This is a genomic window from Roseateles sp., assembly GCF_052436255.1.
Taxonomy (GTDB): Bacteria; Pseudomonadota; Gammaproteobacteria; order Burkholderiales; family Burkholderiaceae_C; genus Pelomonas.
The window spans coordinates 1-23,827 of record NZ_JBQVNP010000010.1; the positions used below are offsets into that span (position 1 = coordinate 1).

At 69.4% G+C, this 23,827-nt stretch carries 25 protein-coding genes; 9 read left to right on the forward strand and 16 right to left on the reverse strand.

The genetic code is table 11. From position 1 onward, the window contains the following. The 3 genes from ACT6S0_RS04230 to ACT6S0_RS04240 all read left to right on the forward strand — a co-directional run. Positions 1-288: LysR substrate-binding domain-containing protein (locus ACT6S0_RS04230; RefSeq protein WP_444762646.1), on the forward strand; the 288-nt coding region annotated here is incomplete at its 5' end. Between the two features lie 65 nt (positions 289-353). Beyond that, a complete protein-coding gene (locus ACT6S0_RS04235; protein ID WP_444762647.1) occupies positions 354-1,508 on the forward strand; it encodes an alpha-hydroxy acid oxidase in 1,155 nt (384 codons plus the stop codon). Positions 1,509-1,633: 125 nt separating this feature from the next. Then, positions 1,634-2,776, forward strand: a complete 1,143-nt coding sequence (locus tag ACT6S0_RS04240) for a serine hydrolase domain-containing protein (protein ID WP_444762648.1) — start codon at positions 1,634-1,636, stop codon at positions 2,774-2,776. Here the strand turns inward: ACT6S0_RS04240 and ACT6S0_RS04245 are convergent. Further along, entirely contained in the window at positions 2,773-4,098 is a 1,326-nt protein-coding gene (locus ACT6S0_RS04245) for a hypothetical protein (RefSeq protein WP_444762649.1), read from the reverse strand. The two genes, ACT6S0_RS04240 and ACT6S0_RS04245, sit on opposite strands and share 4 nt — an antisense overlap. Continuing rightward, positions 4,095-4,895, reverse strand: a complete 801-nt coding sequence (locus tag ACT6S0_RS04250; RefSeq protein ID WP_444762650.1) for a phosphodiester glycosidase family protein — start codon at positions 4,893-4,895, stop codon at positions 4,095-4,097. The genes ACT6S0_RS04245 and ACT6S0_RS04250 overlap by 4 nt, the downstream gene beginning before the upstream one ends. A 138-nt stretch (positions 4,896-5,033) precedes the next feature. On the opposite strand from ACT6S0_RS04250, the gene ACT6S0_RS04255 reads away from it, so the two are divergent. Then, positions 5,034-5,609: a YceI family protein gene (locus ACT6S0_RS04255; RefSeq protein ID WP_444762651.1), complete on the forward strand. Its 576-nt coding sequence runs from the start codon at positions 5,034-5,036 to the stop codon at positions 5,607-5,609. A 52-nt stretch (positions 5,610-5,661) separates the two neighbouring features. Here ACT6S0_RS04255 and ACT6S0_RS04260 read toward each other — a convergent pair whose 3' ends face one another. From ACT6S0_RS04260 to ACT6S0_RS04280, 5 genes are all read right to left on the reverse strand, one after another. Further along, positions 5,662-7,839 (reverse strand): S46 family peptidase, encoded by a 2,178-nt coding sequence (locus ACT6S0_RS04260; RefSeq protein WP_444762652.1) that lies wholly within the window; start codon positions 7,837-7,839, stop codon positions 5,662-5,664. 165 nt (positions 7,840-8,004) lie between these two features. Continuing rightward, entirely contained in the window at positions 8,005-8,373 is a 369-nt protein-coding gene (locus tag ACT6S0_RS04265; protein WP_444762653.1) for a hypothetical protein, read from the reverse strand. Positions 8,374-8,530: 157 nt separating this feature from the next. Next, complete coding sequence (locus tag ACT6S0_RS04270) at positions 8,531-9,337, reverse strand: cupin domain-containing protein (RefSeq protein ID WP_444762654.1); 807 nt, start codon at positions 9,335-9,337, stop codon at positions 8,531-8,533. A gap of 19 nt (positions 9,338-9,356) precedes the next feature. Then, a complete protein-coding gene (locus tag ACT6S0_RS04275; protein WP_444762655.1) occupies positions 9,357-10,085 on the reverse strand; it encodes a sigma-70 family RNA polymerase sigma factor in 729 nt (242 codons plus the stop codon). An 8-nt stretch (positions 10,086-10,093) separates the two neighbouring features. After that, entirely contained in the window at positions 10,094-10,501 is a 408-nt protein-coding gene (locus ACT6S0_RS04280; RefSeq protein ID WP_444762656.1) for a cupin domain-containing protein, read from the reverse strand. A gap of 96 nt (positions 10,502-10,597) precedes the next feature. On the opposite strand from ACT6S0_RS04280, the gene ACT6S0_RS04285 reads away from it, so the two are divergent. Then, entirely contained in the window at positions 10,598-11,083 is a 486-nt protein-coding gene (locus tag ACT6S0_RS04285; protein ID WP_444762657.1) for an SRPBCC family protein, read from the forward strand. Between the two features lie 40 nt (positions 11,084-11,123). On the opposite strand, the gene dcd is transcribed toward ACT6S0_RS04285, so the two are convergent. Genes dcd through ACT6S0_RS04310 form a run of 5 tightly spaced genes read right to left on the reverse strand, consistent with a single transcriptional unit; the run spans position 11,124 to position 16,525 of the window. After that, positions 11,124-11,690 (reverse strand): dCTP deaminase, encoded by a 567-nt coding sequence (gene dcd / locus ACT6S0_RS04290; RefSeq protein WP_444762658.1) that lies wholly within the window; start codon positions 11,688-11,690, stop codon positions 11,124-11,126. A 12-nt stretch (positions 11,691-11,702) separates the two neighbouring features. Further along, positions 11,703-13,274, reverse strand: a complete 1,572-nt coding sequence (locus ACT6S0_RS04295; protein ID WP_444762659.1) for an ABC transporter substrate-binding protein — start codon at positions 13,272-13,274, stop codon at positions 11,703-11,705. Continuing rightward, entirely contained in the window at positions 13,271-15,277 is a 2,007-nt protein-coding gene (locus ACT6S0_RS04300; RefSeq protein ID WP_444762660.1) for an amidohydrolase family protein, read from the reverse strand. Before ACT6S0_RS04300 ends, ACT6S0_RS04295 begins: the two co-directional genes overlap by 4 nt. Before the next feature lie 38 nt (positions 15,278-15,315). Next, on the reverse strand, positions 15,316-15,798 hold the full coding sequence (gene rnhA / locus ACT6S0_RS04305; RefSeq protein WP_444762661.1) for a ribonuclease HI: 483 nt from the start codon (positions 15,796-15,798) through the stop codon (positions 15,316-15,318). Next, a complete protein-coding gene (locus ACT6S0_RS04310) occupies positions 15,791-16,525 on the reverse strand; it encodes a class I SAM-dependent methyltransferase (protein ID WP_444762662.1) in 735 nt (244 codons plus the stop codon). Before ACT6S0_RS04310 ends, rnhA begins: the two co-directional genes overlap by 8 nt. Positions 16,526-16,551: 26 nt before the next feature. On the opposite strand from ACT6S0_RS04310, the gene gloB reads away from it, so the two are divergent. Further along, the gene (gloB, locus tag ACT6S0_RS04315; RefSeq protein ID WP_444762663.1) at positions 16,552-17,337 is read left to right on the forward strand and encodes a hydroxyacylglutathione hydrolase; all 786 of its coding nucleotides are present in this window, start codon (positions 16,552-16,554) and stop codon (positions 17,335-17,337) included. Then, positions 17,334-18,935 carry a transglycosylase SLT domain-containing protein gene (locus ACT6S0_RS04320; RefSeq protein WP_444762664.1) on the forward strand — a complete coding sequence of 534 codons (1,602 nt, stop codon included), beginning with the start codon at positions 17,334-17,336 and terminating at the stop codon, positions 18,933-18,935. The genes gloB and ACT6S0_RS04320 overlap by 4 nt, the downstream gene beginning before the upstream one ends. Positions 18,936-18,940: 5 nt before the next feature. On the opposite strand, the gene ACT6S0_RS04325 is transcribed toward ACT6S0_RS04320, so the two are convergent. From ACT6S0_RS04325 to dnaX, 4 genes are read right to left on the reverse strand one after another with little or no spacing between them, the layout of a single operon-like run. Further along, positions 18,941-19,342: an MAPEG family protein gene (locus ACT6S0_RS04325; protein WP_444762665.1), complete on the reverse strand. Its 402-nt coding sequence runs from the start codon at positions 19,340-19,342 to the stop codon at positions 18,941-18,943. A gap of 12 nt (positions 19,343-19,354) precedes the next feature. Next, a complete protein-coding gene (recR, locus tag ACT6S0_RS04330) occupies positions 19,355-19,936 on the reverse strand; it encodes a recombination mediator RecR (RefSeq protein WP_444762666.1) in 582 nt (193 codons plus the stop codon). 9 nt (positions 19,937-19,945) lie between these two features. Then, the gene (locus tag ACT6S0_RS04335; RefSeq protein WP_444762667.1) at positions 19,946-20,272 is read right to left on the reverse strand and encodes a YbaB/EbfC family nucleoid-associated protein; all 327 of its coding nucleotides are present in this window, start codon (positions 20,270-20,272) and stop codon (positions 19,946-19,948) included. A gap of 13 nt (positions 20,273-20,285) precedes the next feature. Further along, entirely contained in the window at positions 20,286-22,130 is a 1,845-nt protein-coding gene (gene dnaX / locus ACT6S0_RS04340; protein ID WP_444762668.1) for a DNA polymerase III subunit gamma/tau, read from the reverse strand. A gap of 33 nt (positions 22,131-22,163) precedes the next feature. Between dnaX and ACT6S0_RS04345 the strand changes: the two genes are divergently transcribed. Beyond that, positions 22,164-23,273, forward strand: a complete 1,110-nt coding sequence (locus ACT6S0_RS04345) for an AIR synthase-related protein (protein WP_444762669.1) — start codon at positions 22,164-22,166, stop codon at positions 23,271-23,273. 166 nt (positions 23,274-23,439) lie between these two features. Further along, on the forward strand, positions 23,440-23,826 hold the full coding sequence (locus ACT6S0_RS04350) for a SirB2 family protein (protein ID WP_444762670.1): 387 nt from the start codon (positions 23,440-23,442) through the stop codon (positions 23,824-23,826). The last annotated feature ends 1 nt before the right edge of the window (position 23,827 follow it).

Sequence of the window (23,827 nt, forward strand, 5' to 3'; positions counted from 1 at the left end):
GGCCTGGGCGACGCGCCGGAGCCGGCCGAGGGCCCGCGCTTCGTCGACCTGGGCCTGACACTGGCCGCCGCCCAGGCCGGCCAGGGCGTGGCGCTGGCACGGCACAGCCAGGCCCGCCACGAGCTGGCCGAGGGGCGGCTCGTGCAGCCCTTCGCGTTGACCGTGCCGGCCGAGCGCCACTACGGCCTGGTGCGCCACCGCGCCAGCCCGGCGGCAGAGGCCTTCGCCGGCTGGCTGCACGCCCACTGCCGTGCGGTGGAGGCGGAAAACTCTTCCCGCCCGCGCTGAGGTTTTTTCCGAGCCCGGCCGCGCGGCGCGGGCCTAGCATCGCGGCCTCACTCCACCCGCCCGCCATGCCCGTCATCACCTGCATCGAAGATCTGCGCCAACTCGCCGAAAAGCGCGTGCCGCGCATGTTCTACGACTACGCCGACTCCGGCTCCTGGACCGAGAGCACCTACCGCGCCAACGAGAGCGACTTCCAGGCCATCAAGCTGCGCCAGCGCGTGGCCGTGAACATGGAAGGCCGCAGCACCGCCGTGACGATGGCGGGTCAGGCCGCCAGGATGCCCGTGGCCATCGCACCGGTGGGCCTGACCGGCATGCAGCACGCCGACGGCGAGATCCACGCGGCCCGGGCGGCCGAGAAGTTCGGCATCCCGTTCACGCTGAGCACGATGAGCATCTGCTCCATCGAGGACATCGCCGAGAACACCTCGGCGCCGTTCTGGTTCCAGCTCTACATGATGCGCGACCGCGAGGCGATGGCACGCATGATCGAGCGCTGCAAGGCGGCCAAGTGCTCCGCGCTGGTGCTGACGCTGGACCTGCAAGTCATCGGCCAGCGCCACAAGGACCTGAAGAACGGCCTCACCGCGCCGCCGCGGCCGACGCTGGCCAACCTCATCAACCTGGCCACCAAGCCACGCTGGTGCCTCGGCATGCTGGGCACCAGGCGCCACACCTTCCGCAACCTGGTGGGTCATGTGAAGGGCGTCAGCGACATGCGCTCGCTGTCGGCCTGGACCAACGAGCAGTTCGACCCGCGCCTGTCCTGGGCCGACATCGCCTGGGTCAAGGCGCAGTGGGGCGGCAAGCTGATCCTCAAGGGCATCATGGACGTGGAAGACGCCAGGCTGGCCGTGCAGGCCGGCGCCGACGCCATCGTCGTCAGCAACCACGGCGGCCGGCAGCTGGACGGCGCGCCGAGCAGCATCCATGCGCTGCCGGCGATTGCCGCCGAGGTGGGGCAGCAGACCGAGGTGTGGATGGACGGCGGCATCCGCTCCGGCCAGGACGTGCTCAAGGCCTGGGCGCTGGGCGCGCGCGGCACGATGATCGGCCGCGCGATGGCCTACGGCCTGGGCGCGATGGGCGAGGAAGGCGTGACCAAGGCGCTGCAGATCCTGCACAAGGAGCTGGACGTGACCATGGCCTTCTGCGGCCACACGCAGCTGACGAATGTGACGCGCGACATCCTCGTGCCGGGCACCTACCCGACGGCATGACGGCCGCACGCCGGGGTGGTGCAGCTCGACTTCGAGGCGCTGCAGTGGGGTCGGCAGTTCATCCATCCCTTGGTTGTGGCCAGGCCCCGCTTGCAGTTGCCAGCACCGTGCAGTTAGGCTGGGTGATGCGCTCAACCCTGCTCACCTGCCTGCTCGCCGCCTTGCCGCTGCTGACTGCGGCGTCTCCACCGGCCGTGCCCGGCAGCGCGGCCATCGACGCCGAAGTCGCGCGGCTGATGCGCGCCACGCAGGCCCAGGGCCTGGCGGTGGCCGTCATCGACGCCGGCCGCGTCGTGCACGTCGGCGCCTATGGCAAGCGCAATGCCGGCGGCGAGCCACTGCTGACCGACACCGTCATGTACGGCGCCTCGCTGACCAAGGCGGTGTTCGGCTGCTGGGTCATGCAGCTCGTCGACCAGAGCGAGCTGGACCTGGACCGGCCCCTCGCCGCCTACCTCGACAAGCCGCTGCCCGACTACCCCCACGACCCCAAGTCCGGCCCCTGGCACCACCTGGCGGACGAGCCGCGCTGGCGCAAGCTGACCGCGCGCATGCTGCTGACGCACAGCAGCGGCTTCGCCAACTTCGCCTTCCTGGAGCCCGATCGCAGGCTGCGCATGCACGTCGACCCCGGCACGCGCTACGCCTACTCGGGCGAGGGGCTGATGCTGCTGCAGTTCGTGCTGGAGCGCGGGCTCAAGCTGGACGTGGGTGCGGAAGTGCAACGCCGCGTGTTCGATCGCTTCGGCATGACGCGGACCAGCTTGATGTGGCGCGCCGACTTCCGGCCCAACCTGGCCGACGGCTGGAAGGCAGATGGCAGCGTGGAACCGCACGACGAGCGCGGCAAGGTGCGCGTTGCGGGCTCGATGGACACGACCATTGCCGACATGGCGAAGATGGCCGCCGGCTACGTCAACAGCGCGAGCCTGGCCACGCTCACGGCACCGATCCTGCCTATCACGACGGCCACACAGTTCCCGACGCTGCAAGCCGAACTGCCGCCGAGTCAACGCCGCCCCGACCTTGCCGCCGGTCTCGGCGTCATCGCCTTCGACGGGCCGCAGGGAGCGGGCTTCTACAAGGGCGGGCACAACGACAGCACGGGCAACACCTGGGTCTGCGTGAAGGCGGGCAAGCGCTGTGTTGTCGTCCTGGCCAATGACGTGCGCGCCGAGGCGGCGTTCCCACGGCTTGTCGAGTTCATCCTCGGCGAGACGGGGGTGCCGTGGCGCTGGGAGTACGGCGAGATGACGTTTGTACGTTAACGCCCCGCAGCGTCCACCAGGGCCTGGGCCTCGGCCCACGTGACTGCGCCCTCGCCCGGCAACTCAACCACGACGGCATACCCCGCCAGGTCGGCCCGCGCACCAGCCGCCGCATAGGCCTGCGCCAAGCTCAACTGCCGGCTGGCCAGCAGCCGGCCCGTGGCCGTGTCCCAGTCCTCGTTGGAGATCATGCAGCCCTGCTGCGGCGTGCCGGGGAAGTAGCGGCTGCCGGCGTAGTAGGCCGGGTTGATCGTCGTGCCGTGGATGAGCAGCTCGTCGCGTCCGGCGCGGCCGGCGAGCCAGGCTTCCTTGATGGCCAGGTGGCCGCGCCAACTCGGCGGCAGGAAGCTGTCGTAGACCGCTTCGCTCCATGCGGCGACAGGCGCGGCGTCGGCATGCTCGAACTCCGCGATCGTCGCCTCGATGGGGAGCTTGCTGTGCAGATAAGGCGTGGGGCCGATGTTGGGGTTGGTGGCCGTGCCGGCGCCGACGATGGTGAAGACCCCCTGCGGCGTGTTGCCGTTGGTGATGGTGCCAGGCAGGCCGCTGCGCGACAGCGCGAGCTGGGGCTGGGCGAAGAGGCGGCCGGCCGCATCGCGCACGAAGCGGCCATCGGAAGCGCGCACCAGCACCAGGCCCATGTCGACTCGCCCGGGTCGCTGCAGGCTGTAGACGACCGGATAGCCCGGGCGCAACGGCGCGGCCAGCAGGTCGGCCAGCGGCGGCTGGGCCGCGCGCACCGGCGCAACCTCGTCCATCAACGCAACCAGCCGCGCGTCGTCGCGCCACTGCGGGAACCGGCGCGGCACGAGGTCGCGGATGAACTCGGCGTAGCCGGGGTTGGCAGCCGTCAGCGTGTAGGCGGCGATGGCGAAGGGCCGGCTCAGCGTCAGTTGCGTCAGCAGCGGCTGCACAGCCGCCTGCACGGCGGCGTCGCCCGTGTACAGCGCACGCGCGGCGGTCAGCAGGGCGCGCTGGTGGTTGGGGTCGCGGCTGGCGAGCGTGGGCAGGGCTTCCAGCAGCAGCGGCTTGGCGGCCGCAATCTCCAGGTTGTATTGCGCGACCAGGTCGAACAGGCGCGGCAAGGCGGCGTCGCGCTCCGGACCGGGGGGCAGCGCGATGCGCGCGCGGATGTCCGCCAGCACCGCTTCGCGCAGTGCGCGTTCACCGGCAGTGGCGGTGGCCGGCCAGCTGAAGTCGGCGGGCCGCAAGGCGAGCAGTTCGGCGGCGGTGTAGCGCTTGCCGATGGCGGGCGGCGGCGGGGTGGCGCATGCAGTCAACACAAGGGCCGCGGCCACCGTCAGCAGGGAGCGGAGCTTCATCGGTTCAGCAGGTGGAGAGAGTTGGCCACGCGGCGCAGCGCGGGCTCGTTGAAGGGGCGCGGCAGGCGCGATTCGCTGCCGATCAGCAGCGTGGACGAGCCCCCGCCATCGAGGTTGAACGCCTGCACGGCGCCCAGCTCGCGCAGCAGCTGGGCGGTCTGCGCCAGCGTCAGCCCCTTGACCGGGCCGCGGCGCCCGGCGGCCAGCAGCACGATGAGCTGGCGGCCCGATGCGTCCAGCCCGACCGCCGTGCGGGGGTGGGACCGGGCGCAGAGGCTGGCGCAGGTTGCGTCATCCTCGGCCGTGCGCGCCTGGCCATCGCGCACCAGCCAGGGTGTGCCGCTGACGGCCATCGCCCAGGCCGGTTCGGCGGCCGTGGGGCCATCGAAGCGGATGGTGCAGCGACTGGGCAGGTCGCTGCAGGCCAGCAGCGGATCCCTGACCGGCGGGCTCGGCTTGATGAATTGCGGCCACGGCTGGCCATCCGACACGGTCAACCCACGCGGGCGGAACTCGCGGTCGAAGAAGGACGCGTTGACGCTGGCCAGCGCGCTGCGGCCGCTGGCCATCTGGTCCATCGGCAGGCCCGCGTCGGCGGGCGGCGACAGCGCTACGCGCAGCGTCGTGAGGTCCACGCGCAGGGCCTGCACCTCGCTGTCGGCCCAGGGCGCCCAGGCCCGGTGCACCAGGCCCGGCGCCAGCGGCTGCCAGCCGTCGGCGGGCGGCGGCGGCGCCACGCTGGCGCAGCCGGCCAGTGCCAGCAGCAACGGCGCCAGGAGGACATGAAAACGAAGCATGGCGGCGATGCTAACGGCCCGTTGCACGGCGCCCACCCGGGCATGCGCTTGCACGCGCGACTCATCGGCGTGTCGAAAATCGCCTGCATCGCTCGTCGTGTGAATGACGTCCTGCCGAAACACCCCATCACCCAAGGAATGCCAATGAAAGTCCTGCCCCTGCTGGCCTGCGCCCTGTTCGCCAACCACGCCTTTGCCGCGCCGCTGACCTACGAGATCGACCCGACCCACACCTATCCCAGCTTCGAAGCTGACCACATGGGCCTGTCGGTGTGGCGCGGCAAGCTCAACAAGAACAGCGGTACGGTCGTCTACGACAAGGCCAACGGCACGGGCAATGTGGACGTTCAGATGGACCTGGCCAGCATCGACTTCGGCCTGGACGCGATGAACGCCTGGGCGCGCGGCAAGGACTTCTTCAACGCCGAGAAGAATCCGTCGGCCAGCTACAAGGGCCGCTTCGATGGCGCCACCGGCGGTGTGCCCGCGCGGTTGGTGGGCGAGCTGACGCTCAACGGCAAGACCCGGCCCCTGGCACTGACCATCCATCAGCTCAAGTGCATCCCGCACCCGCTGCACAAGCGCGAGCTGTGCGGGGCTGACGCGTCGGGCAGCTTCAACCGCGAGGACTTCGGCCTGGCGGCGGGCAAGGACTGGGGCTTCAAGATGGACGTCAATCTGCGCATCCAGGTCGAGGCGGTGGCCACGCAGTAACTTCCAACGAAGAACGGCAGCCTGGGGCTGCCGTCAGGCCGCAGGGGGCGGGCTATCGAACGCCCATCTCGTCGAGCAGGCGCTTCGTCTTGTCCACCGTGCTCATCTGCCAGAGCATGTAGCGCGCGTCGACGGAGATGCTGCGGACCATCTTGGGGTTGAAGTCCCAGTCGGAGATCACCGCGTCCAGCGTGCCGTCGAACAGCAGGCCGACGAGTTCGGCGTTCTTGTTCAGCACCGGCGAGCCGGAGTTGCCGCCGGTCGTGTCCAGCGTGGACAGGAAGTTCACGGGCACTGAGTCCAGGCCCTTCACGTAGTACTTGCCGAAGTTGCGCGCCTTGATCGCGGCGAGCTGTTCGGCCGGCGCGTTGAATTCGCCGCCGGCCTCGTCCGGGCCCTTGTGCTTGGCGACGATGCCGCGCAGCGTCGTGAAGGCCGTCCAGGTGCTGCCGTCGGTGCCGGGGCTGCGGCCCTCGACCTTGCCGTAGCTGATGCGCAGCGTGCTGTTGGCATCGGGGTAGACGGCCTCGCCGCGGCTGGCGTGGTAGTCGATCATGGCCTGCTGGACACCGGCGTAGGCCTTCTGCAGCTTGCCGCCCAGCTCCTTGTCACGGTTCTCCAGGCGGCGGTCGTCGTCGTAGAGCGCGACCGCGGCCTTGATGAAGGCGTCGTCGCTGGCCTTGAAGGCTGCCACGTCCTTGTCCAGCCAGGCCATGCGCAAGGCGCTGTCGGACAGCTTGCTGTCGGCGTAGACCTGATCGAGCCGGGCGCGGATGGCCGCTGGGTCCTGGCCCGCCTTCAGGCCGAAGACCTCCACCCAGGCCGGGTTCAGCGTGTCGGCCGGTTGGGCCAGGTACTGGGCCAGGAAGCGGGCGGCGACGCGCTTGTCGGTGGGCTCGTCGTAGCGGCGGTCCAGCGACTGCTGCGCAGCGCGCAGGCGCGGCAGGTCGCGCTCCTGGTAGCCGGCCTTGCGCTCGGCGTCGGGCTTGGCGCGCTCCTGGGCGATCAGGTAGAGCTGGCGGGCCGAGTTCAGCAGGGCCGGCATCATGAAGGTGTGCAGCAGCTCGGCACGGGTGTGGGTCTGGCGCTCGGCGATGAGGCTTTCGGTGGCGGCGATGTCGGCGCCGTAGCGCGCCCTGCGCTCGGGCGAGCCGTCGACCCAGGCCTTGAGTTGCTCGAATCCGGCGGTCTTGCGGTCCAGGATGTCGCTGCCGTCGTAGCTCTGCTGCTGGCCTTGCAGGTTCTTGTAGTAGTTCTGCAGGCCCTGCAGGCGGTTGGCCATCTTGATTTCGGCGTCACGGCGGCCGGCCGTCTCGGCCTTGATGAGCTCGATGGCCTCGCCCATCACGCGAGCTTGCGTGGGCTGCTGCCAGCCGAAGGCGAAATCGACCTCGGTGGGCAGGCGGTGGCGGTTGGTGTGGCCCGGGTAGCCGGCCACCATGACGAAGTCGCCCTGGTTGAGCGGGCTGCTGGGCATCTTCAGGTGGTGCCTGGGCGCATAGGGCTTGTTGTCCTGGCTGAAGTCGGCCGGCTTGCCGTCGGCGCCGACGTAGGCACGGTAGAAGCTGTAGTCGCCGGTGTGGCGCGGCCAGACCCAGTTGTCGGCGTCGCCGCCGAACAGTCCCACGCCGGTGGCGGGCGCATGCACCAGGCGCACGTCGCGGATTTCCATCTGCTTGATGAGCTGGTACTGCAGGCCGCCGAAGAAGGGGTGGACGTTGCAGCGGTGGCCGGCATCGGCCTCGCAGGCGGCCACCAGGCGCTTCTCGGTGGCTTCGATCGCGTCGGTGCGCGCCTTGCCGGTCAACGCGCGCGTCTTGTCGTTCAGGACCTCGGCGCTGACGTCCTTCATGTCCACGGTCACCCACATGCGCGTACCGGGCGCGGCGGGCAGCTCATCGGCCAGCGTGGCGGCATAGAAGCCGTTCTTCAGCAGGTCGCGCTCGGGCTTGGCGTTGTACTGGATGCTGCCGTAGGCGCAGTGGTGGTTGGTGACCGCCAGGCCATGGGGCGACACGAAGCTGGCCGTGCAGCCCGGGATGGCCACGACGGCGCCCATCGGGAAGTCGGTCAGCTCCCTGAGCTTGGCCGGATCCAGCGCCAGGCCGCCGGCCTTCAGCGCCTTGCTGATCTGCGGCAGTTGCTTGGGCATCCACATGCCCTCGTCGGCATGGGCGGAGGTGGCGGCCAGCGCTGCGACGGCCAGCAGCGAGAGGGAATGACGTGTCATGGAGCGGTTCGGCGAAAGACGAAACCGCGAGGGTACCCCGCAGGCATCGATTGCCCGGGGTGAGGAAAGGCAGGCTTCGGCCTGGGGAAAGCCCCGAGAACCGGCCGGGCGTGCGGTCCGGCGCCGGGACACGGCTGCGCGCGAAAACGGGGCGCGAAAGACCCGTCAGTGGGCCAAGCCGATCCACTCCCCGGCGGCCTGATAGGCCTCGAACAGCTCCAGAGCCAGCTCGCGCAGTCCGGGTTGGTTGCTGGCATGCCCGTCGGCCAGGCGCTCATGGGCGTAATGGCGGTCGTAGAGCATGCGGGTCGGGTTGATCGCCAGCCCGGCATCGTTCATCAGCTGCCCGAAGCGCAGCAGGTCGGCCGTGGCGACCGGGCCGCTGGTGGCGCCCGCCACGGTCAGCCCGAGCGCGCGGATGTCACCCAGGTGCACGCCCTGCGCAATCTTCAGGCCGCTCCAGGCATGGCCGGGATCACCCAAGCCGCGGGGCTCGTCGGCGGGAACGGGGATCAGGTGCAGGGGAATGAGCATGGCGGGCCTCGGACAGCTGGGCTGTGATGGCTGCCATCGTGCCGGGTCCTCGGCAAAGCCAAGGCCGGATAAAGCCCGAAATGACCCGGCTATCCGCCGCTGATGCCGCTCAAGTTCCGCGCCTGGCCAGGGCCTGTTAGCACGACCGCAGTAGGACCTAAAAGAACTGCAGGTCCAGATCCCCATGCGCATACAGGATGACGCCGGTGTCGGTCTCGGTGATGCGGTGGCCCGTGCCGGCCGGGGCCAGCTGGTAGTCGCCTTGCTGCAGCAGCACGTCGTCCAGGAAGAGCTCGCCCTGCACCATCAGGCATTCCTCGTCGTGGCCGTGGCTGTGGTTGGGCACGCTGGCGCCGGGGTCGGTCTGGTACAGCAGCGCCGCCTGGCCACCGGCCGTCCAAAGCACGCGGCGCCGGATACCCGGGGCGAACTCGGGCCAGCCGGCCTGCCGATCCCGCACCAGCAGGCGTTCGACGCCTTCGGCCTCGGACTCGCGCACGAAGACATGGGTGCCGTCCACACTGGCCAGCCGCACCGCGCTGCCTGCGGGCAACAGCAGGAAATCGCGCAAGCCGAGCGACTCGCCGTCGATGGCCGCGTTGCCGCGCAGCACCAGGAACTCGCGCGGCCCGCCGGCTGGCAGCTCAAGCGTGGCGCCCGCCTGCAGCTCGATGAGGCTGGCCGCGCGCGGCTCACCCCGCCGCAACGCACGTTCGCGTGGCGCGCGGTAGAGCCAGCGCTGCAGCACACCGTCGGCCAGCGGCTCGGCCTCGGCCTTGCGGCGGCGCACGGTGACCATGCCCTGCTCGGCTTTCAAAGACTGCGCCAGGCGCGAGCCCAGGCGCTCGCCCAGGCGGCCCGGCAAGCCGGGCGCGGGCGCGGCCCAGGCCTGGGCAAAGGGTTCGCTGAGCAGGGGGCTCAGGTCGTTGTCGTCGTGTTCGGGATAGTTCGGCATGTTTGTCATGGCGTCGCCTTCCTCGATCTCAGGCAGGCAGCGCGTGAGCGCCGTTGTCGCCCAGCGCCTCACGCAGGGTGATCAGCGCGCGGCGGATCTGGGATTTGACCGTGCCGAGCGGCAGGTGCGTCTGGCTGGCGATCTCTTCATGGGACAGGCCGTTGAAGAAGGCCAGCGCGACGAGTTGGCGAGGTTGCGGTTTAAGCAGCAGCAAGGCACGGTGCAGCTCGGCATGGCCCTGGGCCACGGCCAGCAACTCGTCGCCCGATCCGGTGGCCGGCCCGGATACCGCGGCGCCCTCCTCGTCCAATTCCTCGTGCTGGAAGCGCGCCTCGCGGCGGATGGCATCGATGGCGCGCGAGCGGGCCATGCCCAGCAGCCAGGTCAGCGGCCGGCCGCGCTCGGGATCGAACCGCGGCGCCTGGCGCCAGACCTGGAAATAAACATCCTCCGCCACCTCCTCGGCCAGCTGGCTGCGCCGCACCAGGCGCAGCACCAGGCCGTAGACGCGCGACAGCGTGGCTTCGTAGAGCGCGACCAGGGCGCGCTCGTCGTGGTCGACGATGCCGGCGATCCAGGTCTCGAGCAGGGCGTCGTCAAGCGGCGCGCAGCCGGCCTTGGCGGCGAGGGCCACACAGGCCGCCTCGGCCTCGGCCTGCGCTTCGGCTTGCGCGGCCTGCAGCTCAACGTCGTCGAAAAGCAGCGCGTGCGCGGGCACCTCGTCGTCGCCGGGCTCTTGGGGATGCGGGAGGTTCATCGTGTTCCTCAAACCAGCAGTTGGTCCATGCCCGGCTCGGCGCCGCGCAGGAAGATGGTGGCACCCGTCTCGGTGGCGATGCTGGCGTGCAGGCTGCCGGCCCGCGCCAGGTGATAGCCGCCGGGGCCGACCTCGATCTGGCTGCCCACCTTGAGCACGCCTTCCAGCACCACGCATTCCTCGTCCAGCGGGTGGCGGTGGGCGTCGATGCGGGCGCCGGGTGCAAAACGCAGCAGATAGCTCAGCACGCCGGCGTTCTCGTGCAGCACCTTGATCTGCACGCCGTCGCCGTAGGGCTGCCAGCCGGCGGGGCCGGCGGGCACGGTCAGGTGGCTGTCATCGGTGTCGGCCACCCGCTCCAGCAGGCGCCGGCGGATGGCGCGGGCCTGGGCTGGGGTGGTAAGGGGCGAGGTCATGTGAGGGCTGTACGCAGCGACATTGTTTCTGGATGCAGGTTACTCCCTGGCGCTGGCTAGCATCTACCCTGCGCGGTCGGTCGTATTCCTTTTCACATGTCCCGAATCGCTTATTTCGACCTTGTCAGCCATTGGCGCCTGGATGCCCCGGTGACGCATGTCTGGCGCGCCATTACAGAAACCGAACACTGGCCGCGCTGGTGGCCCGGCGTGGTGGGCGTGAGGAAGCTGCGCAGCGGCGACGGCACGGGCGTGGGCCTGCTGCAGGAGATCAGCTTCCGCACCGGCCTGGGCTACCGGCTGCACCTGCAGCTGGAAGTGACCGAGGTGCTGAAGGAAGAACGCCTGCGCGCCAAGGCTGCCGGCACACTGGCGGGCGAAGGCATCTGGCTGATGAAGCAGGCCGCACCCGAGGTCGGTGCGCATACCGACGTGACCTTCGTGTGGCGCGTTACGCTGCCGCCGGGCATGCTGCGCTGGACGGCGCCGCTGCTGGGGCCGCTGTTCCGGTGGAACCACAAGCGGGTGATGCGGGCGGGCCGGATCGGGCTGATGCAGTACCTGGCGCTGATGGGGGGCTGAGCCGCGCGGGCGTTCCTGGGCTGACGCCGGGGGCTTCAGCTCAAGCCTTCGGCAACGTCACCCCCACCTGCCCCTGGTACTTGCCGCCGCGGTCCTTGTAGCTGACCTCGCAGACCTCGTCGCTCTCGAAGAACAGCACCTGCGCGCAGCCCTCGCCCGCATAGATCTTGGCCGGCAGCGGCGTGGTGTTGCTGAACTCCAGCGTCACATAGCCTTCCCACTCGGGTTCGAAGGGCGTGACGTTGACGATGATGCCGCAGCGGGCGTAGGTGCTCTTGCCCAGGCAGATGGTCAGCACATTGCGCGGGATGCGGAAGTACTCCACGGTCCGCGCCAGGGCGAAGCTGTTGGGCGGGATGATGCAGACGTCCTTGTTGATGTCGACGAAGCTGTTCTCGTCGAAGTTCTTCGGGTCCACCACCGTGGAGTGGATGTTGGTGAAGACCTTGAACTCGGGCGCGCAGCGGATGTCGTAGCCGTAGCTGCTGGTGCCGTAGCTGACGATCTTGTGGCCGTCGCGCTCGCGCACCTGGCCGGGCTCGAAGGGCTCGATCATGCCGTGCTGCTCGCACATGCGGCGGATCCATTTGTCGCTCTTGATGCTCATCTCTTTTCCCTTTTATCGGGGCAGGACCCCGTCGAAATACATGCTGCCGTCCAGGTCGAGCACAAAGCCCTTGACCGCCGCACGCTCGGGCACGGCCAGGCGACCGTAGGCTATTGGGCTCCAGGGCAGCTGCTCCATGGCGAGGCGCTGAGCTTTGACGTAGTAGGCCTTGCGGTCCTCCTGCCTGAGCGCCTGGCGCGCCTGCGTGAGCAGCTTGTCATAAGCGGCGTTGCACCAGAAGCTGCCGCTGGCCGCGCCGCAGCCCAGCTGGGCTGCCGTGCTGGCGGGTTCGGGCTCGCCCATCCAGCCACTCAGCGCCGCGTCGTGCTCGCCAGCGTCGATGCGGCGCAGGTACTCGCCCCATTCATAGGTGACGATGCGCGCCGCGACGCCGACTTTGGCCCAGTCCGACTGGATCATCTGCGCCATGCGCTGCCCGTTGGGGTTGTAGGCGCGCACGACCGGCATGGCCCAGAGCGTGATGTTCAGCGGCAGCAGGCCAGCCTTTTGCAGCAGCGTTTTGGCCTTGTCCGGGTCGTACGGCGCGGGCCTGAGCGTGCCGTCATGTGCCCAGTTGGCGGCCGGTATGACGCTGTTGGCCAGCGTACCGGCATCGCCATACACGGTGCGGATGATGGCGGCCTTGTCGATGGCCATATCCAGCGCCTGGCGCACTTCGAGCCTGGCCGTCGCCGGGCGCCGGGTGTTGTAGGCCAGGATGCCCACGTTCATGCCTGGCGCGGTGGCGAGCCTGATGGCGGGGTCGCGCTGCAACGCCGCCAGTTCGGCAGGGCCGACCGGGGCGGCGATGTCGCATTCGTTGCGCTTCAGGCGCATGGCGCGCACGCTGCCATCGGGCGTGATGGCGAAGACAAGCTGGTCGGCGCGCGGACGTTCATCCTTGCGCCACCAGGTGGGGTGCTTCACGTAGCGGATGACGCTGTCGGCGCGGAAGCTCTTGAACTGGAACGGGCCGGTGCCGACCGGCACCTGCGTGATGCGCTGAGGCGTGCCGGCCTTGAGCAGCTGTGCGCCCCACTCGGCCGACTGGATCATCGTGAAGTTGTGGGTCAGCGCTGACAGGAAAGCCGCATCGCGTTCGGCCAGCGTGATGCGCAAACGATGGTCGTCCAGCTTCTCGACCTTGTGGATCAGCTTCTCCCAACCTAACGAGACGACATAGGGCGAGACGCTGGGAAGGGCCTTGGCGAAGGCGCCACCCAGACCACCCGGGCGGCTGAGCAGGCGGCCGAAGGTGAAGAGCACGTCGTCGGCATTGAACTCGCGCGTCGGCCTGAAACCTTCGGCGCTGTGCCAGGTCACGCCGCGGCGCAGCTCGAAGGTGTAGGCCAGGCCATCGGGGCTGACGCTCCAGCTGGTGGCCAGTCCGGGGATCAACTGGTCGGCGCCGCGCTTGACCTCGACGAGCGTGCTGAACACCGGTTGATTCGCGACATGGTCGATGCCGCTGTCCGTCATCGCCGGGTCGAAGGTCTTGGGGCTGCCGGCGGCGCAAAAGCGCAGCGTCGTGTCCGCCTGGGCGAGCAGCGGCAGGACCAGCAGCAGGGCGGCGAGGCGCTTCATCTCGTGATCTCCGCCGAACGCACGAAGGGCTGGATGCCCATCGATTGATACAGGGCCGAGGGCGACAGCGCCCTGCCACCCTGCACGACCAGCGCAATGCGGCGGATGGCGCGGATATCGGCCACTGGGTCGCCGTCCACCAGTACCAGGTCGGCACGTTTGCCGCGCTCGATGCTGCCGATCTCGGCGAGCCGGTCGCTGTACTTCGCGCCGTTCCAGGTGGCGATCTTCAGCGCCTGCGCCGCCGGAATGCCGGCTTGTACGTACAACTCCAGCTCGCGTTGAAAGGCAAAGCCCGGCAGCGCGTCGGTGCCGGCCACCAGCGGGATGCCGGCGGCATGCATGCGGCGCAGCAGGTCCATCATGACCCGCCAGCTCGCGCCCCAGCGCGCAGCCTTGGCGTCGTCCATGTCGACCTCGGCCGACAGGTAGCTGCGCTGCACGACGGCCGGCAGGTTGGCGGCCACCATCGCGTAGCTGGGGCTGGGCTGGCCCTGGCGCTGGGTGTAGGTGCCCTCGAAGGCCGTCATCGTCGCGTCGACCACCGTGCCGCGCTTCTTCAGCAGCGCGATGAAGTCCTGGGTACGGCGGTCATTGAGCTGGATGTCGGCCGCCTTGTCGCCGGGCAGGTTGAAGCGCAGCAGCGTGCGCGTGTCGTCGCCCTTGCCGACCAGGAAGTTGAGCGTGAGCTGGTTGATGTGGTGCAGCTCGTCATAGCCCGCCTCCACGGCCTGGCGCGCCGTCATGAAGGCGGGCACATGGCCGCCGGTGCGCAAGCCCAGGCTGCGGGCATGCGCCACCATCGGCTTGACCCATTCCGGCCGAATGGAGTTGTAGAGCTTGAGCTGGCGGTAGCCATGGGCGGCATACCAGTCGATGGCGGCCAGCGCATCGGGCAACGTGTCGGGCACGAAGTCGGCCTGCGACGAGAACGGGCTCTTGCCCTCGATGAAGCCGTTGGCAGCGATGCGCGGGCCCAGCACCTCACCGCGCTCGATGCGGCCCTTGAGCTCGGCCAGGTCGGCATTGCTGTTGCCCACGTCGCGCACGGCCGTCACGCCCGAGGCCAGGTTGAGCAGCAGCGCGCCGGCATCCAGGTGGGCATGCATGTCGACCAAGCCGGGCAGCAGGGTGCGGCCCTTGCCGCTGATGCGCTGGGCCGGCGCGGCGCCATTGAGGCCGCCCGGCTTGGCGATCGCCGCGATGCGGCCCTCAAACAAGTAGACGTCGGACGGCCCGCGCAGCACAGCGGCCTGCGAGTCGAACCAGCGCACGCCTTCGATCACTGTCAGCCCGGGCAACGGCATGGGCAGGGTATTGGCCAGGCGCTCCAGCCGTGCCAGCTGGGCGGCCTTCTGCGCGTCGGACAGGCGGTCCAGCTCGGCCTCGAAGCCCTGCAGCAGCGTGCCGCCCCAGCCCGGCGAGACCTGTGCGAAGAGGGCGTGGCTGTCCTCGCGCAGCCACAGGTAGCTGGGATCCAGGTCCAGGCCCTCGATGGCGTACAGGCCCACCTCGTAGCCGGCGCCGGCGGGCTTGAGCGTCTGCAGACGCTCGATGCTGACCTGCCCCACCGGCAGGGCCGTGGCGCGCTGGCCGGGGCGCCTGAGCAGCGTCTGCGCCAGTCGCCCCGCCCAGGCCGGGCTGGCCTGCACGGGCAGGTAGACCAGCTCGCGCCCCGCGCCCGGCCTGTCGCCACGGTCCACCGGCGAGCGCCAGCTGGCACGGCCGTCGTTCAGCGTGAAGCTTTCGTCGATGCGCGCGCCATAGGTGGCCACGCCCTCGGTGCGGTAGCCGAGCCAGGCGCCGTCGGGCGCCAGCTCGATGACCTCCTTCTGGTCGGGGCCGCGGCCGTTGTTGCGGTAGCTGTAATCCACGTCGAGCCGGCCGGCCGACTCGGTCAGCTTGAGATGGCCGCAGGCGGCCTTGGCGCAGACGACGGTGTAGGTCTGGGCGTGGGCCACGCTGGCCAGCAGCAGCACGATCAGCGGGGGCAGGAACTTCATGCAGGGACGGGTGCTGAGATCTCTAGATGGCGCGCACTTTACTGACGCGCCTTGGCCAGCGAGGCCACGCCCTTGTTGGCCAGCATGTCGGCGCGCTCGTTGCCGGGATCGCCGGCATGGCCCTTGACCCAGCGCCAGTCCACCGTGTGCAGCTTGCGCAGCGCGTCCAGGCGCTGCCAGAGGTCGGCGTTCTTGACCGGCTTGCCATCGGCCGTCTTCCAGCCACGGCGCTGCCAGTTGACGATCCATTCGGTGATGCCCTTGCGCACGTATTCGCTGTCCAGGTAGACGACGACATCGCAGCTGCGCTTGAGCGAGGCCAGCGCCTCGATGGGCGCCGTCAGCTCCATGCGGTTGTTGGTCGTTTCAAGCTCGCCGCCGAAGAGTTCCTTGTCGTGGCCGCCGCTGGAAAGCCAGGCGCCCCAGCCACCGGGGCCGGGGTTGCCCTTGCAGGCGCCATCGGTGTAGATGGTGACCTGGGGGCGCTTGATCAGGACGGCCGGCTTGGGTGCTTCAGTCATTCTTGTTGTGATGGTTGTTCAGTGCCACGGCGGGCGCCTTTTTGGCGACCGCACGCGAGTTTTTGGCCAGGCCGATCAGGCGCATGCCATGCACGCGCTTGACTGCCTGGATGAAATAGACGGCGCCCAGCACCGGCCACCAGCGCGAGCCGACGCCGTCCACCCAGCGCCAGCGCTGCAGCCAGGCCTCCGAGCGCAGCGGCGGCCGGTAGATGCCGAAGCGCGCCGCCTCGACATCGAAGCTCAGCAACTTGAGCCAGTCGCGCAGCCGCCAGTAGCCAATGAAATCGCCATCGCGCGGCAGGTAGGGTTCGCCGCGGCGCCTGAGCCGGCCCAGGTTCTGGCGCAGGCCCCAGAGGCTGGCCGGGTTGAGGCCGAAGACGATGAGCCGCCCCTCCGGCCGCAGCACGCGCTCCACCTCGCGCAGCAGCGCATGGGCGTCGGGTGCCAGCTCCAGCGCATGCGGCAGCAGCACGAGGTCGAGGCTGGCGGTGTCGAACGGCAGGGCGTCGAAGTCGCAATGCAGGTCGCGCCCGACCAGCCAGCGGTGGGGCATGCGGTTGCTCTGCAGGCCGTCGAGTTCCGGCAGGCCGAGCTGCAAGGCATGAAAGCCGAACAGATCGATGACGGCCGCGTCCACCTGCGCCTGTTCCCAGGCCAGCAAGTGGCGGCCAGGCGGCGTTTGCAGCCAGGCTGCCAAATCTATACTCGGCGCTTTATCTGTCATGGGTTGGCGCCACATTGACACTCAGTTTGACGCTCACGCCGCTCCCCGCTTTCGACGACAACTACCTCTGGCTGCTGGACAACGGCCGTGAGGCCCTGGTCGTCGATCCCGGCGATGCCGCGCCGGTCGCCGCGGCACTCGATGCCCGCGGCCTGACGCTCGCGGGCATTCTATTGACCCATCACCACGGCGATCACGTCGGCGGCGTCGACGCGCTGCGGTCGCGCTTGGCAGGCCCCATCTACGCGCCCGCTAACGAGACCATGCCTGAACCCGTGCAGCGCCTGCATGGCGGTGACACCGTCGAGCTGCTGGGCCTGCGCTTTGCGGTCATGGATGTGCCCGGCCACACCGCGGGCCACATCGCCTATTTCTCGACCGACGCGGGCCAGGACGGCCCGCTGCTGTTTTGCGGCGACACGCTCTTCAGCGCAGGCTGCGGCCGCCTGTTCGAAGGTACGCCGGCGCAGATGCATGCCTCGCTGCAGTCGCTGGCCGCGCTGCCGCCCGAGACCCGTGTCTGCTGCGCCCATGAATACACGCTGTCCAACCTGCGCTTTGCGCATGCGGTGGACCCTGCCAACCCAGACCTCGCGGCCTACACCGCCTGGTGCCACGCCGAACGCGCCGCCGGCCGGCCGACCCTGCCGGGCCGTATCGGCACCGAGGTTCGCATCAACCCTTTCCTGCGCTGTAGCGAGCCTGCCCTGCGCGACGCCGCCCGCCGACACGCCCCCCTGAAACTCCCGGCCGCGCCCAGCCCGGTCGATGTATTCGCCAGCCTGCGCGAATGGAAGAACGGATTCCGATGACATTGATCCACCGACTGTCCCCCCTGGTATTGTCGGCCCTGCTGGCCGCCGGCGCCACCCCCCCCCTGCCCCCGCTGGACGAAGCGCCGGCGCCACCCCTGTCTCCTCCCGCCGCGGTTGCCGTGGCCAGCGTCACGACCGACACCGCCGTCGAACCCGCGCCGGTGCGCGCCCTGGCCGCCAAGCTGCTGGAAGACAACCTGCGCCCCGGCGCCAAGATCGACCTTGACGCTCCCGAAGCCAATGCCGATCTGTGGGCCCGCATCCGCCAGGGCTTTGCGCTGCAGGACCTGGACGACGACTGGGTGCGCAAGGCCGAGGCCTGGTACAGCGCCCGGCCCGACTATGTCGAGCGCATGACGACGCGAGGCAGCCGCTACCTCTTCCACATCGTCGACGAGGTCGATAAGCGCGGCATGCCGGCCGAACTGGCCCTGCTGCCCTTCATCGAGAGCGCCTTCGTCACGCATGCCGTGTCCAGCGCCAAGGCCACCGGCATGTGGCAGTTCATGCCCGCCACGGGCCGTGACTTCGACTTGAAGCAGAACATCTTCCGCGACGACCGCCGCGACGTGCTGGCGTCCACCCGCGCCGCGCTCGACTACCTGGGCCGCCTGCACAAGATGTTCGGCGACTGGCACCTGGCGCTGGCTGCCTACAACTGGGGTCAGGGCAATGTGCAGAAGGCCATCGCGCGCAACCAGCGCCTGGGACTGCCGACCGACTACGCCAGCCTGAAGATGCCCGAGGAGACGCGCTACTACGTGCCCAAGCTGCAGGCCGTGAAGAACATCGTCCTCAACCCCGACCGCTATGCGCTGTCCTTGCCGCCGGTCGCCAATCACCCCTACTTCCTGAGCGTGAAGATCGAGCGCGACATCGATGTGTCGCTGGCCGCCCAGCTTGCCGGCCTGACGCTGGAGACCTTCCAGCAGTTCAACCCGCAGATGAACAAGCCGGTCATCCTGGCCGCGGCCACGCAGCAGGTGCTGCTGCCCTATGACCAAGCCAGCAACTTCGCCGCGAACCTGGCGCGCCACCGCGGCCCGCTGGCCAGCTGGACGGCCTGGGTCGTGCCCAGGACGATGAGCGCGGCGCAAGCCGCCAAGCGCAGCGGCATGCCGGAATCGGCGCTGCGCGAGATCAACCGCATCCCGCCCAAGATGCTGGTCAAGGCCGGCTCCACGCTGCTGGTGCCGCGCGCCGAACATGTGCACGACGACGTGTCGGAGCGCCTGGCCGACACGGCCAGCCTCAGCCTGGCGCCCGACGCACCGCCGCTGCGCCGCGTGACGCTGAAGGCCGGCAAGGGCGATACGGTGGCGGTGATCGCCGCGCGCTACAAGGTCCGCGCCGACCAGGTGGCGCAGTGGAACAAGGTCGGCAGCTCGGCACGCTTCAAGCCCGGCCAGGCGGTGGTCGTCTACACGGCGTTCAAGGCCAAGGCGACCCCCGCCAAGACGACGGTGGCGGCTCGCGCCGCTGCCAAGAAGGGCAAGGCCACCGTCCGCGCCGCCAAGCCGGCAGCGCCCCCCAATCTGGCCAAGGACCGCGGCGGCAAGGGCCGCAACAACGTGGTCGCGTCAGCCGCGCCTTGAGGCCGTCAGCCGACGAAGAACAGCGCCGCGCTGGTCACCAGGCCAGCCAGCCAGACAACTGAGCGCAGCGTCGCCTGGTCAGCCAGATAAAGGCCGACGAAGGCAATACGCGCGGCGATGAAGCCCAGGGCCAGTGCGTCGACAGTGGCCTGCGGCGCCTGGTGCTGGTGCGCCACGAACAGGCCGGCGACGAAGACCGGCAGGGCCTCCCAGCTGTTGGCCTGCGCGGCATGGGCCCGGGCCTGCCAGCCGCTCAGGTTCGCCAACCAGGCGCGCGGCTGGTGGTTGTCGAAGCCACCGTCGCGCCGCCGCTTGCCGAAGCCCTTGGACTTGGCCAGCCCGGCGCAAACGATGGGCAGCACGCAGGCCACGAGCAGGCAGAGTTGGCTGATGGTCAGTGAGGTCATCGGAGCGTTCCTTCAGCGTCGATCCGTCAGGGCGTGGGCGATGGTGCCCAGGTCCACATATTCAAGCTCGCTGCCGACCGGCACGCCGCGCGCCAGCCGGGTCGAGCGGATGCCGCGCGCTCGCAGCGCCTCGGCCAGCACATGGGCCGTGGCCTCGCCCTCGGCAGTGAAGCTGGTGGCGAGGATGACCTCCTCCACGCCGGCCTCGCCCGCCCGCGCGAGCAGCTCGGCCGCGCCGATCTGGCGCGTGCCCACGCCGTCGAGCGGGCTCAGCCGGCCCAGCAGCACGAAGTAGTAGCCGCGGTAGGAGGCGGTGCGCTCGAGCGCCGCCTGGTCGGCCGGCGTCTCGACGACACAGAGCAGCCGAGCGTCACGTTGGGCATCGGCGCAGACAGCGCAGATCGGCGCCTCGCTGAAGGTGTGGCAGCGCTCGCAATGCTTGATGCGCTCGCCCGCCGCCGTCAGCGCATCGGCCAGGCGCAGCATGGCCAGCCGGTCATGCTGCAGCAGGTGGTAGGCCATGCGCTGGGCCGACTTCTGGCCCACGCCCGGCAGGCGCTTGAGCGCCTCGATCAGCGTCTCAAGCGCGGCCAAGGTCCGGGCTCAAAAGGGGAACTTCATGCCGGGGGGCATCGGCATGCCCTGCGTCAGCTTGCCCATCTTCTCGCTGCTCGTCGCCTCGGCGCGGCGGGCCGCGTCGTTGAAGGCGGCGGCCACGAGGTCTTCCAGCATGTCCTTGTCATCGGCCAGCAGGCTGGGGTCGATGGTGACGCGCCGCACCTCGTTCTTGCAGGTCATGACGACCTTGACGAGGCCGGCGCCGCTTTGGCCCTCGACCTCGATGCTGGCGAGCTCGTCCTGCGCCTTCTTCAGGTTGTCCTGCATCGCCTGGGCTTGTTTCATCAAGCCGGCAAGTTGGCCTTTCATCATGATCGTGTCCTTGTCAAAGAGAGGGAGTCAGCGGCTGCACGGAGCCCGGCAAGATACGCGCCGACGGGAACTGGGAAAGCAGCGTCCGTGTCATCGGATGTTGGGCGGCGAGGTCCTCCGCCGCACGTTGCTGGGCCTCGGTGCGGGCCACGGTGCGCAGCGCAATCGAGTCCTCGGCGATGCCGACCTCGATCTCGAGCCTGGCGTCCAGCGCCGCTTCGAGCTTGGCGACGAGAGCCGGAGCACGCAGCGATTCGCGCTCGACGCGCAAGGTCCAGGTCTCGCGGCCGTCGACGGTGCGGCAGGCCAATGCCTGCGCCTGGCGAGCCAGTTCGGCGGTCATGCCGACCAGGTTGAGGGCTGCAACGCGTTCCGCCCATTGCGCGCCCTCGGGGGTCTCGCGCAAGGCTGCGCGGCGCGGCGCTTCGACATCCCGTGCGGCGACCGGCGACGGCACATCGTCGGCCTCCATCCACGGCGGCGGCGCGTCGTCGGGCGGCGCGCCGTCCATGTCGTCGTCCGCCTGTACCTCGACGCCGACCGGGCGCGGGCGCAGGCGGTCACTGAGCCTGGGGGTGGACGGCTCAACTGCCATGGGCGCCGCCACCACCGGTGCCGGCGCGAAACCCTTTGGCGCTGCGGCCGGTGCAATGACGGGCGCCGGCGGCGCCACCTTGGGCAAAGGCACGGCGACGACCGCCTTGGCCACCGCCGGCGGCCGCACCAGGGCCGCGGCCTTGATCGGTTTGGCACTGGTGCCTGCCGGCCGGAAGGCCAGCATGCGCAGCAGCACCATCAGCAGCCCGGCGTACTCGTCCGGTGCCAGGTGCAGCTCGGCGCGGCCGTGCAGGGCCATGCTGTACATCAGCTGGATCTCGTCGGCCGGCAGTGCGGCGGCCAGGCGGCGGATCTCGGCAGTCTCGGTGTCGGCATCGTCCAGCGCGGCGGGCGCGGCCTGCGCCAGGGCCATCTGTTGGAAGAGCGTGGCCAAGTCTTCCAGCGTGCCTGCCGCCGACAGTCCCGCACCGCGCAGCGCATCGGCCTGCGCGACGACCGCCTCGCCGCTGGCGGCTGCCAGCGCATCGACGATGGCCACGACATGACCGCGGTCCACGCTGCCCAGCATCTGGCGCACGCCGGCCTCGGAGAGCGAGCCGGCGCCAAAGGCAATCGCCTGGTCGGTCAGCGACAACCCGTCGCGCATGGAGCCGCGCGCCGCACGCGCCAGCAGGCGCAGGGCGCCCGGCTCGGCCGGCACGCTCTCGGCGCCCAGCACATTGCCCAGGTGCATCTGCACGTCCGCCGCCGCCATCGGCCGCAGGTTGAACTGCAGGCAGCGTGACAGCACGGTGACCGGCACCTTCTGCGGGTCGGTCGTCGCCAGCACGAATTTCAGGTAGTCGGGCGGTTCCTCCAGCGTCTTCAACATCGCGTTGAAGGCGGTGTTGGACAGCATGTGCACTTCGTCGATCATGTAGACCTTGAAGCGCCCGACGACCGGCTTGTAGACCGCCTGGTCCAGCAGCTGCGAGATCTCCTCGACGCCGCGGTTTGACGCTGCGTCCAGCTCCACGTAGTCGACGAAGCGGCCTGCATCGATGTCGCGGCAGGCGTGGCAAACGCCACAGGGCCGGGCCGTGATGCCGCCAGTGCCGTCCGGCCCGACACAGTTCAGGCTCTTGGCGAGGATGCGCGACACCGTCGTCTTGCCAACGCCACGGGTGCCGGTGAACAGATAGGCGTGGTGCAGGCGGCCCTGCGTCAAGGCGTTGGCCAGCGCTTGGACGACATGTTCCTGGCCAACGAGCTGCTCGAAACTCTGCGGACGGTATTTGCGGGCCAGGACCTGGTAACTCATCCTCAGGATTCTAGGCGTCGATAATCCCGCCCCATGACCTCGCAAGCCCCCCTCACCTACGACCAGGCCGGCGTCAACTACGACCTGATCGACCCGCTCAAGATCACCGCGCAACGCGCCGCCGCCGCCACCGGCGCCCACCTGGGCGCGCATGGCTTCACCGAAGTGAAGGCCTCGCGCGGCGAGTCAGCCTATGTCGTGGATGTGGGGCCGTTCTACATCGCCTCCATCGTCGAATGCCTGGGCACCAAGACGCTGGTGGCCGACGAGATGGCCAAACTGACGGGCAAGAGCTTCTTCGCCGGCATCGCCCAGGACACGATCGCGATGGCGGTCAACGACCTGATCACCGTCGGCGCGACGCCGCTGGTCGTGCAGGCCTACTGGGCCGCCGGCGGCAGCGACTGGTTCGGCGACGCCCAGCGCGCGCAAGCCCTGGTGGCGGGCTGGAAGGCCGCCTGCGACACCTGCCAGGTCGCCTGGGGCGGTGGTGAGACCCCCGCGCTGGCGGGCATCGTCGAGGACGGCCGCATCGACCTGGCCGCCTCCTGCACCGGCCTGATCAACCCCAAGGAGCGGCTGTCGGTCGGCGACAAGCTCGGTGCCGGGGACGCCATCGTGCTGCTGGCCTCCAGCGGCATCCATGCCAACGGCCTGTCACTGGCCCGCAAGCTCGCGGAACGCTTGCCTCAGGGCTATCTCACCGAGATCGAACCCGGCCTGAGCTACGGCGAGGCGCTGCTGGCGCCGACGGCGCTGTATTCCCCCGTCACCGAGGCACTGTGGAAAGCCGGCATCGCGCCTCACTACTGCGCCAACATCACCGGCCACGGCTGGCGCAAGCTGCTGCGCCACCCGAGCCAGCTGACCTATCGCATCCACACCGTGCCGCCCAAGACCGCGGTGCTGGACTTCATCCAGAAGCAGGCCGGCCAGGATGACCGCGAGGCCTACTCGACGCTGAACATGGGCGCCGGCTTTGCCATCTTCGTCAAGCCCGACGATGCCGAGCGCACAGCTCAGGTCGCACGCGATTGCGGCGTCAAGGCCTGGGTGGCGGGCACCGTCGAGGCGGGCGAGAAGCAGCTGTTGATCGAGCCGCTGAACATCCGCTTCAGCGAAGACGATCTCGCTCTGCGCTGACCATGTCGCTGGCATGCGCGTCGGCAGTCGAGCGTAGTGCCCCTCGGGCCGAGCGCAGGGCCGCTCCCAAGCCGGCCCGAGGTGGCGCTGTGCTTGCCGGTCAACCCGGCAAGCAGCGCCGTCCCCGCAACGGACCGGCCAAGGTACTCCTTGGACGAGGGGCCATATGACGTGGTACTACACGCAGATGGTCCAGTGGCATGTGTGGCTGGCCTGGTGCAGCGTAGGCCTGTTCTTCGTGCGCGGCCTGCTGTTCCAGTTCGGCACGCCGCAGCTACAGGGCATTGCCAAGGACGCGCGTCTGCTGGTGGTGGTGTTCAGCGTCAATGCCTGCCTTGTCGTCACGGGCCTGGCTCTGTGGGGTGCCATCGGCTATCACCCCGTGCGCAATGGGTGGCTAGGGGTCAAGCTGGTCGCGCTGATCGGCTACGTGGCCTGCGGCCATTGGGCATTGAGCCAGGTGCGCTTTCACCTAATCGGCTATCTCACCGCGTTGGCGCTGCTGGCTCTGGCGATGGACCTTTCGATCAACCGCCAGTTCCTGCCCGGTTAGA